The sequence below is a fragment of the Rhodanobacter lindaniclasticus genome (assembly GCF_004799035.1).
GTDB classification, from domain to species: Bacteria; Pseudomonadota; Gammaproteobacteria; order Xanthomonadales; family Rhodanobacteraceae; genus Rhodanobacter; species Rhodanobacter lindaniclasticus.
Map to the genome: position 1 here is coordinate 20966 of NZ_MWIO01000008.1, position 12536 is coordinate 33501.

General features: G+C 66.2%; 10 protein-coding genes. 6 read left to right on the top strand and 4 right to left on the bottom strand.

What is annotated here, in order from left to right:
• Positions 1-8: 8 nt before the first annotated feature.
• Entirely contained in the window at positions 9-758 is a 750-nt protein-coding gene (locus B1991_RS02365; RefSeq protein WP_136257110.1) for an SDR family NAD(P)-dependent oxidoreductase, read from the bottom strand.
• 98 nt (positions 759-856) lie between these two features.
• Between B1991_RS02365 and B1991_RS02370 the strand changes: the two genes are divergently transcribed.
• The 3 genes from B1991_RS02370 (at position 857) to B1991_RS02380 (ending at position 4086) form a co-directional block, all read left to right on the top strand.
• A complete protein-coding gene (locus B1991_RS02370) occupies positions 857-1753 on the top strand; it encodes a LysR family transcriptional regulator (protein WP_136257111.1) in 897 nt (298 codons plus the stop codon).
• A 193-nt stretch (positions 1754-1946) separates the two neighbouring features.
• Positions 1947-2594: a hypothetical protein gene (locus B1991_RS02375; RefSeq protein WP_136257112.1), complete on the top strand. Its 648-nt coding sequence runs from the start codon at positions 1947-1949 to the stop codon at positions 2592-2594.
• Positions 2595-2655: 61 nt separating this feature from the next.
• Positions 2656-4086 carry an alpha,alpha-trehalose-phosphate synthase (UDP-forming) gene (locus B1991_RS02380; RefSeq protein ID WP_136257113.1) on the top strand — a complete coding sequence of 477 codons (1431 nt, stop codon included), beginning with the start codon at positions 2656-2658 and terminating at the stop codon, positions 4084-4086.
• A gap of 37 nt (positions 4087-4123) precedes the next feature.
• Here the strand turns inward: B1991_RS02380 and B1991_RS02385 are convergent, their stop codons facing one another.
• Positions 4124-4750, bottom strand: a complete 627-nt coding sequence (locus B1991_RS02385; protein WP_136257114.1) for a response regulator transcription factor — start codon at positions 4748-4750, stop codon at positions 4124-4126.
• Complete coding sequence (locus tag B1991_RS02390) at positions 4743-7730, bottom strand: sensor histidine kinase (RefSeq protein WP_246031032.1); 2988 nt, start codon at positions 7728-7730, stop codon at positions 4743-4745. Before B1991_RS02390 ends, B1991_RS02385 begins: the two co-directional genes overlap by 8 nt.
• 196 nt (positions 7731-7926) lie before the next feature.
• Here B1991_RS02390 and B1991_RS02395 point away from each other — a divergent pair, with 196 nt between their 5' ends.
• The 3 genes from B1991_RS02395 (at position 7927) to B1991_RS02405 (ending at position 9962) form a co-directional block, all read left to right on the top strand.
• On the top strand, positions 7927-8325 hold the full coding sequence (locus B1991_RS02395) for a hypothetical protein (RefSeq protein WP_136257116.1): 399 nt from the start codon (positions 7927-7929) through the stop codon (positions 8323-8325).
• Positions 8326-8397: 72 nt separating this feature from the next.
• Positions 8398-9429: a LysR family transcriptional regulator gene (locus tag B1991_RS02400; RefSeq protein ID WP_136257117.1), complete on the top strand. Its 1032-nt coding sequence runs from the start codon at positions 8398-8400 to the stop codon at positions 9427-9429.
• Positions 9430-9581: 152 nt separating this feature from the next.
• On the top strand, positions 9582-9962 hold the full coding sequence (locus tag B1991_RS02405; protein WP_136257118.1) for a response regulator: 381 nt from the start codon (positions 9582-9584) through the stop codon (positions 9960-9962).
• Positions 9963-9979: 17 nt separating this feature from the next.
• On the opposite strand, the gene B1991_RS02410 is transcribed toward B1991_RS02405, so the two are convergent.
• Positions 9980-12391, bottom strand: a complete 2412-nt coding sequence (locus B1991_RS02410; RefSeq protein ID WP_246031030.1) for a PAS domain S-box protein — start codon at positions 12389-12391, stop codon at positions 9980-9982.
• Positions 12392-12536 lie beyond the last annotated feature (145 nt).

Consider the following 12536-nt stretch of genomic DNA (forward strand, 5'->3'; position numbering starts at 1 on the left):
TGGATGGATCAGTTCAGCGACATGCCGCCGTCGACGAGCAGCTCGACGCCGTTGACGAAGCGGCTCTCGTCCGATGCCAGGTAAAGTGCGGCCAGCGCCAGCTCGTCCGCTTCGCCGAAACGGCCGGCCGGGATCATGTTGGCCATCGCCCTGACGAAGCCGGGCCGCTCCGCTTCGGGGATGCCCATCTTTTCCAGGATCGAGGTATCCACCGGCCCGGGGCTGAGCACGTTGACGCGGATCTTCCGGGCCTTGAACTCGAGCGCCCAGTGGCGTGCAAACGCCCGGATGGCCGCCTTGGAGCCGGCGTAGACGGCATGGCCGTCCAGTGCCCTGGTGGCGGCGAGCGAGCTGGTCAACACGATGCTTCCGCCGTCGCGAACGATGGGCGCGATCTGCTGCACGCCAAAGAACACGCCGCGTGCGTTGACGTTGAACTGGGCATCGAACTCTTCCGGCGTCACCTGCGCACTGGGCGTTATCGTGTTGACGCCCGCGTTCGCCACGTAGATGTCGAGCGCACCGAAACGGTCGCGGATGTTGTCCGCCACGGTGGCGTGGTGTCCGGGGTCCGCGACGTCGCCACGGATGCCCAAGGCACCATGCCCGATGCGCCGGACCGCGTCGTCGAGCAGGTCCTGCCGTCGCGCGGTCACGATGACCTGCGCACCCTCGGCGGCAAACCGTTCCGCGGTCGCCAAGCCGATGCCGCTGTTGCCGCCGGTGATCAGGGCGACCTTGTCTTGCAGACGTTTCATGCGATGTCCCGGGTAGTTGGTGGTGGACGGGATATGCGGCAGCCGATTTCGCCAACCAGTCCTGCAGACGGCACAGCAGTTGTGCCCCGGAGTCCAAGATGTCCAGCTTGCTCAATCAGTCCGCCGGCCTGGTCGCCTTCGTGCGAGTGGCGGAGGCCGGCTCGTTCAGCGCAGCCGCACGCAACGCGGGGACGACTCCATCCGCGATCTCCAAGGCGGTCCGGCGACTGGAAGGCGACCTGGGCACGCAACTGTTTCGCCGATCGACCCGCACGCTGAGCCTGACCCCGGACGGCCAGGCGTTCTTCAACCGCGTTGCGCCGCTGCTGCGTGACATCCAGGATTCCGCGGACGCGATTCGCCCGATGGGCGGAGCGCGTGGTCGCCTGCGCGTGAGCATGCCTGGCGAACTCGGCCGCCTGCTGATGGAACCGATCACCACGAAGTTCCTCGCCGCGCATCCGCAACTGGAACTGGATCTGGCGCTGGCGGATCGGCACGTCGACGTGATCGCGGAGGGATACGACGTGGTGTTCCGCGTCGGAACCACCGTGGAGAGCGAGCTGAAGATGAGGACGCTCGCCAGCCTCGACATGGTGCTGGTCGCCTCGCCGGCATTCCTGCAGCGGGCGGGTGAGCCGCGCTCGGTGCAGGAGCTGCGAGAACTGCCATTCGTGCGCTACCTGTTTGCAGGCAGGACCTTGCCGTTGACGTTCAGGGACGGCACCACGATCACGCCGCGCGGCCGCCTCGGCCTGGATACCGGATTCGGCTTGCACGCCGCTGCACTCGGCGGCATGGGTGTGGCCCATCTGATGAAGTGCACCGTGCAGGCTGACCTCGATCGCGGCGATCTGGTCCAGCTGCTGCGCGACCATCCCCTGCCCCCGCTGCCACTGCGGGCGCTGCACCCCTTCGGCAAACTCACGCCGGCAAGAGTCCGGCTCTTCTCGGATTTGGTCGAGCAGGAGATACGGCAACTCGCCGCCGCCTGAAGATACCCCGGCGAACATTCCCGGGGCGGATGTTCCTGCCTGTCGATACGCGCGCGCGTCGGCATTGGTGCCTCGCACGGAACACGGTGAATACGCCTCCATGGCTTCCGGCGGCCTGGCCGCAATCCTAAAGTTTTCCCACGCGATCGCCTGCACGCGGTGGTCGCCTTCGGAAGCCTTACAGGAGTCGCGCATGTCCCCCTTGCTTGAAAAACTGAAGACGGTGGCGTTGCTGCCGACATTGACCGCGTTCGACGTTCGCGATGCCGACGACACGGCTGATGGCGCCGACGAGCCGGCCCTCGACATCGACGAGAACGGATCGGTGGTGACGTTGCCGGCGGCTGAATGGCTGGTCTGTTTTGTTCCCGGCCTGTATCCGCAGTGGTGGCACCGCTTCGCCCATGCGAAGCACAAGCACGTGTTCGCCATCCGCAAGCTGGACCACGAAAGCTGGCTGCTGGTTGAACCCTGGTGGACGCGCCTGATGGTCGACGTGCTCTCGGCAAACGAAGCGATCAAGTTCCTGCGCTGGGGAGCAGCCGGTCACGTACTCAAGGTGCGCGAAGCCATCCCGGGCCGCGGCACGCAGCTGCGAGGGTGGTCCAACTGCGCTGTCCTGATGGCCTTCCTGCTCGGCAGGTCCTACTGGACATGGACGCCGCACGGCCTCTATCGGCGGCTCATGGCGGATGCCAGCGTGGAGACGATCAACCCGGACCAACTCCTGAGCGAGCACTTCCGCGGCATCGGCAACAGGATCGCGGGCGCCGCATGGAAATCGCCGTTCGCCGGTCCGGCCGCTGCCGGCAAGACCCTCCCGCTCGGGGAATCCGCTTGACGATCCGCCGTGGCGGGCCTGCACCGCCACGAGCACAGTCCTGAATGCGGGCAGAAACCACATGAGCCGTCTTGTCGTTGTTTCCAATCGCGTTGCCCTGCCCGGCGAGAATCGCGCGGGCGGGCTGGCTGTCGGCCTGCTCTCCGCACTGCATGCGCGAGGTGGCGTGTGGTTCGGCTGGAGCGGAAAGATCACGCGGGAGCCGAACGGCGAGCTGCATCAGCAGCGCGTCGGGGATATCCGCTTCCTGACCATGGATCTTTGCCAGCGCGACCACGACGATTACTACAACGGCTTCTCCAATCGCACGCTGTGGCCGTTGCTGCATTCGCGGATGGACCTGGTCGATTGCGACCGGAAGCGGCGCGAGGGCTATCTGCGCGTGAACCGGCAGTTCGCCGAAAAGCTGGCGCCACTGCTGCGCGACAGCGACACATTGTGGATCCACGACTACCACCTGATTCCGCTGGCATCGATGCTTCGTGGGCTGGGCATCGGCTGCCGGATCGGCTTCTTCCTGCATGTACCGATGCCGTCGGCCGATCTGGTCCAGGCTTTGCCGGAGCACCAGCGGCTGATCTGCCTTCTCCACGCGTGCGACCTGGTGGGTTTCCAGACCCAGGGTGACGTCGAGCGCTTCCGGACTTATGCCTTGCTGTTCGGCGGCTGCACCGAAACAGGCCCAACCGAGCTGCGAGCCGCCGATTGCCATCGTTTTCGCATCGGCGCCTTTCCGATCGGCATCGACACCGGACTCATCGCCCAGCAAGCCGCCGAGGCCGTCCACAACCCGGCCGTACGTGATCTGTGCAGGAGCGTGGCGCCGCGACAGCTGGCCATCGGTGTCGATCGCCTGGACTACTCCAAGGGATTGCCCGAGCGCTTCCTCGGTTTCCAACGCTACCTCGAACGCCACTCCGCGCAGAAAGGCAGGCTGACTTTTCTGCAGATTGCTCCGCTGTCGCGTGGCGAGGTTGTCGAATACCAGGCACTGCGCAGTCAACTGGAACAGATCGCCGGCCACGTCAACGGCAGCCATGCCGAACCCGACTGGACGCCGTTGCGTTACGTCAATCGCAACTTCGCCCACGACACCTTGACCGGCTTCTACCGCATGGCGCGCGTCGCCCTGGTGACGCCGCTGCGCGACGGCATGAATCTGGTGGCGAAGGAATTCGTCGCGGCTCAGGACCCGGCGGATCCCGGCGTGCTGGTGCTGTCTGCCCTGGCGGGGGCGGCATGCGAAATGAAGGAATCGCTGATCGTCAATCCGCTGGACCTGGATGCGGTCGCCGATGCCATCGCCACGGCGTCCGGGATGTTGCTTGGCGAACGCATGGAACGCTGGCATGCGCTGATGAAGCGGTTGCGGGAGAACGACATCGACAAGTGGCAACGCGGCTTTCTGAACGCGCTGGACACGGCCACATCATCGAGCCTTGCATCGACATCACCAGGGCATCGAATCCCGGCTCCCGCTGCTGCAGGTTGACCCGCCACGCTCCTGCGGGGCTCCGCACGGGAGCGGCTCACAGCTCGATGATGCCTCGTCGCGCCGCCACCGTGACCGCATGGGTACGGTCCGACACGTCCAGCTTGGAGAATATGTTCTTCAAGTGGCCCTTGATGGTCTCTTCGGACAGGCCAAGCTCCGCCCCCACCTGCTTGTTTGCCTTGCCGATCGCCACCAGACGGAGTATCGCGATTTCACGCTCGGTAAGGGCCTCATCGACCACGTGCAGCGCGATTTCATCGGCGACATCGCGCTGCACCCGACGCTTCCCGCGATGCACGTCCCGGATCGCCTCGATCAATTCGGTTCGAAGGCTGTTCTTGAGCAGGTATCCGAGCGCTCCCGCTTTCAGCGCGCGCACGGCCTGCACGTCGCCCGCATACGTCGTGAGCACGATGATCCGTGCACCCGGATATTCCGTTCGTATCGCGGCGATCGCGTCGACACCATTCATTCCCGGCATCTGCAGGTCCATGAGCGTCACATCCGGACGCAGCGCACGGAAGCGTTCGACCGCTTCTCCCCCGTTGCGCGCCTCGCCCACCATTTCCATGTCGGCCTGGTTCTGCAGGATGGCGGCAACGCCATCGCGCAGGACGGGATGGTCATCGACCACGAGAATCCGGATCTTCTGGTCACTCATCGAAAGGCTTCCTTCGCATCGGCAACGGCAGCCAGGACCGATGGCGCGGCTTCCCCTTCGCGAACGCCAGTTTGGCCGGCAAGGTGAGCGTGATTTCGGCGCCCGCGCCGGGCGTGCTGCTGACGATCAGTTTGCCGCCGATCCGCTCGGCCCGCTCGCGCATGCCGATCATGCCGAAGTGCCCGTCCTTGTGTCCATGCGCCACCACGTCACCGGGGATGCCGACGCCGTCGTCGCGCATGCGAATGGCCAGATGCCGCGGCTCGAAGCCTATAGCCACTTCAGCCGATGACGCGCGGGCATGGAGCGCCATGTTGAAAAGCGCCTCGCGCACGATTCTCTTTATCTCCTCGGCGACGAAGGGATGCAGCAGCCGCGGTTTGCCCTCCACGACGATGCGGACCGGGATCGGGGGATCGAACGGCGCTTCGGCAACGAGGTGCTCGATGATCAGGCAAAGGTCGTTCGTGCCTTCGAGACCGCGCAGGTCACGCACGCGGTTCCTGGCGTCGACCACGACTTCGTCGGCTGCGGCAAGTGCGGCCTCGAGCTGCTCGTGCGACTTGTCATCGTGAGTCAGCCGGTCGGCGACCGCCTGGAAGCGCAGCATCAGTCCCTGGATACCCTGCAACAGGGTGTCATGGAGCTCGCGCGCAATGCGTTCGCGTTCTCCGGCACGCTCGTCAAGCCTGGCATGGATGCGGCGCGCGATCCGCGTCACCTGCCACCGGTAGATGGCTCCGAAGAAAACCAGCACGAGCGCGGCGCAGAGCAGGACGAACCACCCCGACTGGACGAAGGTAGGCGGTATGGTGAATTCCAGCGTGGCTCCGGCACGGTTCCAGACGCCGTCATTGTTGGCACCGATCACCCGGAACCGGTACTTCCCCGGCGGGAGGTTGGTGTAGAACGCCTGGCGCCTCGCGCCGGAATCGACCCAGTCGCGATCGGTTCCCTCGAGCATGTACCGCGCTTGCACGCGTGGAGGATCGGCCAGGCTCAGCACGGCGAAGTCGATCTCGATCTTGGACGTACCCGGCGCAAGTTCCAATGCCGCCGGATCCCCGTAGGCGTGTCCGTCGGCGATGAGCGACTTGATCGCAAGGCCGGGAGGGAACGCGTTGCGAATGACGTGAGCGGGATCCATCCACAGCGTCCCGGTCTCCGTCGCGATCCACAGCCGTCCGTCGCCGCCGCGCACCATCGACCGTTGCGAATGCGAATGGGGCTGGCTGCGGAGCCCGTCACCGGAGCCGAGCGAAAGCGTCGGTGTCGGGAGCGTCTTGTCGACAAATGCGTGATCGAGATCGCCCGCGCGAAACCGGACCAGTGACTTCGGATACGCCAGCCAGGCATCGCCGGCCGGCGTCCGCACGATGCCGTTGATGCGACTGTCCGGCGAAACCGGATCGGCCCGGATCGTCTCGACCTGGCCCGCGCGGATGCGGGAAAGGCCGAAGGCACCCGCTGCGTAGACATCGTCTCCGCTCGTGTAGAGGGTAAGCACCTTGAGCCCGCCTTCACCGAAATCCAGGCGCGTGTACGACCGTTTCCCGGCTTCGTCGATCCACACCAGCCGGTCCCCCGCCTGGACAACCATGCCTCCGTCGGGAGCCCGCACCATGGTGGTCGGATAGAAGTCGGCGCGATCCCCGGCGGCCAGCATCGTTTCCCACCGACCATCCCGGTAGCGGCGCAGTCCGCCCCCGGACGCGGACATCCAGAAGCTTCCGGCGGCGTCGAAAGCGCAGTCGTAGATCAGATTGTGGTTGGCGCGCAGGTCCGGGCGCTCGATCGTCTTGCGGATGCCGCCATCGGCCCACACGACGATCCGGCTCGCGAAGCCGATCCAGATCGCACCGTCCGGCGCCTCGCACAGGCTCTGCGGCTCTGCCAGGTTGCGCAGGATCGCCTCAGGCGTGCCGCCGGGCCGGACGCGGAAAACAGTGTGCGCCTCTCCGATGTACACGCTTCCGTCGGAGGCCGCCAGCAGCTTGTCGCCGAAAATCGCCGGCGAGCCCAGCTCGGGTTCCGCGATGAGCGTGGCAGGGCGGAACTTGTCGAGGCCTCGTTCGGTCGCGACCCAGACATTTCCTTCCCGGTCCTCCAGCAACTGGTTCGTTACATCCGCGGACAGGCCGTCGCGGCTCGTGAACGATTCGGACTCCCAGCCGCCACTTCCGTGCGTGGCGGCTGGCGTGGTGATGCGCCTCACGCCTTCGTAGCGGGTTCCGATCCAGAGGTTGCCCTCATGGTCAAACAGCGGCGCTGCCCGGACCTGTCCGCCGCCGGCGTGATGGAGCGTATGCGGCGGCGCCAGCATGCCGCGCCCGCCGGGGCCGGTGAGGGGATAGCTTCCACCGCTTTCCGTCAGCCATATCCGGCCTTCCGGATCCTGCGACACCATGCCCGGCGGCGTCTTGCGATAGATCTCGAACCGCGCGGCACCGGGCGCCAGGCGCGCCACCGCACTGCCGCATGCGATCCAGATCGCGCCATCGGCCGCCACGAGCATGTTCGCGGCACTGCTCTGCGGAAGGCCGTCTGCCGCGCTGAACGTTTTCCACCGCCCGTCGTGGAAACGCAGCACCTCCGCATTGAAGTTCGCCGTCAGCGCCCATATCGCGCCATCCTTGCCTTCGACCATCTCGACGATCCGGCTCGGGGCGGCGGGCGCATCCAGGATGCGGAGTACGCCCTGTCGGTAGACGGCGAATCGACGCGACGTCTCGAAATTGGTCCAGACATCCCCGCTTTTCGTCACCAGCAGCGCGCTGGGCAAATCGTTTTTCCGGGTGCCGCCTTCAGCCTCGATCCGTTCGAATCGGGCTCCATCGAAGCGGAACAATCCCTCGCCCGTTGCAAGCCAGAGGAATCCATCCCGGCTTTGCGCCATCGCCCGCACCGGTACCGGCGTTGCGCTCGCTTCAGTCCAGCGCTGGTGGGAGTAGTCCGCGAGGGAACGCTTCCCCGCAAGCACCGCCAAGGGAAGAGTCCCCAGCACCGCAAGCAGAAAAAATCTGAGTGACCACGTCGTCGCGATAACTCACCCCGGCTGCACCGATGTGCCAGTCCCGCCATGCCCTGAAGGACGAATATCCTACCCTCGATCGGGGGGCTGCGCGCGCCCTCGACAGGGGCCTCGCGGCAAGGCGATATGGCGATATCGTCGCGACATGAGCAATTACGTATGCCGCTACCCCGATGGTGCCGCCGGGCTCGCCTTGCTGATCCTCCGCCTCGGCTACGCCTGTGTCGCCGTCGGCGTAGCCGCGATGCTGCCGACGGACATCCTTGGAGCCACCTTTCTTCATGTGGCGACGGGGCTGGCCGCCCTGCTCCTCGTCGCGGGGCTGACAACGCGATCTGTTGCCCTGCTCCTGGGTGTGGCGGTGGCGTTCACCCTGGTTGCCTCAGCCGACCCGGCCCGGCAATTGCTGTTTGCGGGCCACGTCGGTGGCTGTGCGGCAATAGCGCTGGTTGGGCCCGGCGCCTTCTCGGTGGATGCCGAACGCCACGGACGCCGCGTCATTCACCTCCAGGCGAACACCCCGGATCGAGGGGACGGCGACTGACCTGAGCCGGGATTCCGCGGATGCGGCATTGCTGCCACCCTGAGTCAACCGCTCAGACGGAACGAGTCTGCCATGTCCAAGATCCAGCCACCCCCAGGCTCATCAGACCATCAGGATCTCCTCGCATCCAGCCTGTCGGCCAGCTACGCCGGCGTGGTCGCCTTCATTACCGTGGCCAACGAAGGCAGCTTTTCCCGCGCGGCCGACCGGTTGGGGATCGGTCGTTCAGCGGTCAGCCGCAGCGTGCAGAAACTGGAGGGCCAGATCGGAGCACGCCTGTTCTGCCGTACGACGCGCGCGACCTCGATCACCCGCGAGGGCGAGCTGTTCTACCAGAATTGCCGCCCCGGCGTGGACCAGATCCTGCAGGCTCTCGAAGAAATGCGCGACCTGCGCGAAGGCCCGCCGCAGGGGCGGCTGAAGATCAGCGCCCCACATGGTTTCGGCCGCAAGGTCGTGGCACCGCTGTTGGCGGAGTTCCGGGCCCGCTTTCCCGCGGTGACGCTCGAGCTGCTGCTGGATGAAGGCACGGTGGATTTCGCGACCGACGGCTTCGACGTCGCCTTCCGCGATGGCCGCCTGGACGACAGCCAGATCATCGCCAAGCAGCTGATCCCGATGCAGATGCACGTTTGCGCGTCGCCCCGGTACGCCAGTCAGCACGGCTTGCCCGACTCGGTCGATGACCTGGTCGCCCACTCATGCATCAACCAGCGCCTGGCCAGTGGCCGCCTGCAAAGCTGGGATTTCAAGGTCGACGGCCAGAAGCGCAGCATCACGCCGGACGGAGCCATCGTCGTCAACGACCCCGAACTTGCCATGCGTGCGGTGCTCGACAACCAGGGATTGGCCCAGCTCCCTGCATACCAGGCAAGCGAGGCGCTGCGCGACGGTGCGCTGGTGGCGTGCCTGGAACAGGATGCGCCAGATGATCGCGGACATTACCTGTGCTACCTGAGCCGGCAGCAACTGCCGAAGCGGATCCGCGCCTTCATCGACTTCATGACCACCAGTATCCGGGCACTCGATCTCTGCGGCATCGAACTGACGGCGCAACGCATCCACCTGCCCGCTGCAGCCGACGCCGCGGGCGTCCCGGCGTAGCATCTCGGCCGGGCGAGCCGGTTCTCCCGCCCCTTCGCCCGGGTGGTGGCCTTGACGGTCCGAACCCCCGGCCGCAGTCCTTCCTGCAGCGGCAGCCCAAGTGATCGCGGTACGTCTACAATGCCTGCACAGGGCAGGACGAGGCGGCGGCCATGCAAGAGGAAGATTGCAAGCGCGTATTGGTGGTCGAGGACGATCCCGTGGTCGCGATGGTAATGGAGGACGCACTGCAGGCCATGGGCCTGGAAGTGCTGGTCGACCTCAATCTGGTCGACGCTCTCAACGAGGTCGAGGCCAGCCCGTTCGACGCGGCGATGATCGACGTCGGCCTGCGCGGGGAGAACGCCTGGCCGGTCATGGTGGCCTTGCAGAAGCGCAAGATCCCGTTCGTGGTGATGTCCGGGGGTGATCTCACCGCGCTCGCGGAAGAGTTCCCGCAGGTCCGCATGATCAACAAGCCGGTATCGGTGGAAATGCTGCGACAGATCGTCCGCGACCTGTTGGCCCTACCCCCCGCCCCGCCGCATCCCTGAGACAGGCTTCCGCCGTCTCACGCCTTCCCGTCGATCGCGTCCTGGTCCGAACCATCGCCCAGCATCCGGCGCAGGCGATCGGCCAGGGCATTCACCGTGAACGGCTTGGCGATCAGTTCCATGCCTGCGGGAAATCCCGTGGCCGATGATGCATCGGCGGCATAGCCGGTCATCAGCAGCACTTTCAGGCCGGGCTGGCGCTCGCGCAGGATCTCGGCGAGCAGGCGGCCATTCATGCCCGGCAGGCCGATGTCCGAAATCAGCATGTGCAGGTTCCCGCGGGACTCGATCGCGGCCAGTGCGGCATCGGCATTCTCCGCTTCCAGCACGGCATAGCCCAGCTGGTTCAGCACCTCCACCACCACGTGGCGCACCACCTTCTCGTCATCCACCACCAGCACGAACTCGTCGCTGGACAGCGCGTGCAGGACGGCGTCCGCCTGCCCGGCCTTTTCCTGCAGCGCAGCGACGTGGCGAGGCAGGTAGAGCCTGATCGACGTGCCCTGGCCCGGTTCGCTGCGGATGTCGCAATAACCGTTCGACTGTCTCGCGAAACCGTAGATCATCGACAGCCCCAGGCCCGTGCCCCGCCCCGCCGGCTTGGTCGTGAAGAAGGGCTCGAAGGCGTGCTCCAGCACCTCGGGGCTCATGCCCACGCCCTCGTCCGCCACTTCGATGCAGATGTATTGACCGCCGCCGGCCTCCGACCAGTTGTCGCTTTTGATGGCGCCCGCATCCATGTTGCTTGAACGGATCAGCAGGTTGCCGCCATCGGGCATCGCATCGCGGGCGTTGATGGTCAGGTTGAGCAAGGCGCTTTCCAGCTGGTTCGGGTCGCACAGGGTCAGCCACAGGTCGGGTGCGAGTTCGAACGTGAGCGTCACCGACTCGCCGACAGTGCGTCGCAGCAACTCCGCCATCGACAAGATCAGCGGGTTGGTCGCCACCGGGCGCGGGTCCAGCGGCTGGCGGCGCGAGAACGCCAGCAGCCGGTGGGTCATGGCGGCGGCGCGGTTGGCCGAGTTCAGCGCACCCTGGACGAAGCGCTCCACATTGGCGATGTCGCCCGCGCCAGCTTGCATCTGGATCAAGTCCAGCGATCCGATGATGCCCTGCAGGAGGTTGTTGAAATCGTGCGCCAGGCCGCCGGTGAGCTGGCCGACGGCCTCCATCTTCTGCGCCTGGCGCAGTTGCGCCTCGATCTGGATCTTTTCGCTGAGGTCGCGGATGAACACGTTGGTGCGCGACTTGCCGCGCACGGTCAAGGTGCTGACGCTCAGCTCCACCGGTATCCGCGCGCCCACGCGGTTGATCATCTCGCTTTGCCGCGTGGCGCCGCGTTTGGCACCCCGCGCCACACCGGGCTTCAGCTCGACGGCCAGGCGTTCGGGTTCGCCGGGCGGGCCGAGCAGGACCGCCAGCACCTGGCCCCGCGCCTCCGCCCGGGACCAGCCGAACATCGCCTCGGCCTGCGGGTTCCAGCGCACGATCCGGCCCGCCTCGTCCAGTTGCGCGAAGCCGTCCAGCGCGGAGTCGATGATGCCGCGCGCCAGTTCGTCGCTCTCGATCAGCGCTGCCTCCGCCTGCCTGCGCTCGGACACGTCGCGGGTGATCTTGGCAAAGCCGACCAGGGCGCCGTCGTCGAAAACCGGATCGATCACCACGCTGGCCCAGAAGCGGCCGCCATCCTTGCGGACCCGCCAGCCCTCGGCGACGTAATGCCCCTCGCGCAGCGCCGTGGCCAGGGCGATCGCGGGCTTGCCGAGCCTGCGGTCCTCCTCGGTGTAGAAGCGGGAAAAATGCTGGCCGACAATCTCGTCGGCGCGGTAGCCCTTGATGCGTTCGGCACCGGTATTCCAGTTGGTGATCTGGCCTTCGGGATCGAGCATGAAGATCGCGTAGTCGGTGACGTTGGACACCAGCAGCTGGAAGTAGCGCTCGCTGCGGTGCAGGCGCTCGATGTGGGCCTCCGCAAGGCGTGTGCGTTCGGCCAGGCGTTGCTTCAGCCGGCGCGCGAGATCCCGGTTGGCCTGCTCCGCCTCCTGCTGGTCGGTGATGTCCACCAGCATGTTCACCGCGCCGACCAGCCTGCCCTCGTCGAACAGCGGAGTCGGGTACTCGGCAACGTGTACACGCTGGCCGTCGGAGCGCTCGGCGATGGTTGTCTCGCCGTACAGGGTTCGCGCCTCGCGTATCGCGATGGCCATCGGGCACTGGTCGTGCGCCAGCGGCGTGCCATCGAGGCGGAACAACCGCGCCGGGATGCACCACTTCCTGCCCGCCTCGGGGCGCCGTCCCATCAGCTCGACGGCTGCCTCGTTGAAGAAGGTGATCGTGCCCTCGGCATCGGTGGTGTACGCCGCGATCGGCAGGGCCTGCAGCACGGAGTGCGAGAACCGATCGCGCTCCAGCGTGGGTGGTTCGGTCATGGCCATCATGTCCCTCCCGTACCGATCCTGACGCGTCGCACCCTGCAGGGATGAATGCTGGGGGCGACGGGCGCTTCACGACCGTCCCACGGGATCCTCTCCAGTCTCTCCTGGGCACTATGCACCCGCCTCGCGGGCCTTGCCA

Bases quoted from the DNA above. Each gene is read 5' to 3' on its own strand.
- B1991_RS02395 (WP_136257116.1), top strand. From the start codon at position 7,927: ATGAGCAATTACGTATGCCGCTACCCCGATGGTGCCGCCGGGCTCGCC.
- B1991_RS02385 (WP_136257114.1), bottom strand. From the start codon at position 4,750: ATGAGTGACCAGAAGATCCGGATTCTCGTGGTCGATGACCATCCCGTC.
- B1991_RS02410 (WP_246031030.1), bottom strand. From the start codon at position 12,391: ATGACCGAACCACCCACGCTGGAGCGCGATCGGTTCTCGCACTCCGTG.
- B1991_RS02380 (WP_136257113.1), top strand. From the start codon at position 2,656: ATGAGCCGTCTTGTCGTTGTTTCCAATCGCGTTGCCCTGCCCGGCGAG.
- B1991_RS02375 (WP_136257112.1), top strand. From the start codon at position 1,947: ATGTCCCCCTTGCTTGAAAAACTGAAGACGGTGGCGTTGCTGCCGACA.
- B1991_RS02400 (WP_136257117.1), top strand. From the start codon at position 8,398: ATGTCCAAGATCCAGCCACCCCCAGGCTCATCAGACCATCAGGATCTC.
- B1991_RS02370 (WP_136257111.1), top strand. From the start codon at position 857: ATGTCCAGCTTGCTCAATCAGTCCGCCGGCCTGGTCGCCTTCGTGCGA.
- B1991_RS02405 (WP_136257118.1), top strand. From the start codon at position 9,582: ATGCAAGAGGAAGATTGCAAGCGCGTATTGGTGGTCGAGGACGATCCC.
- B1991_RS02365 (WP_136257110.1), bottom strand. From the start codon at position 758: ATGAAACGTCTGCAAGACAAGGTCGCCCTGATCACCGGCGGCAACAGC.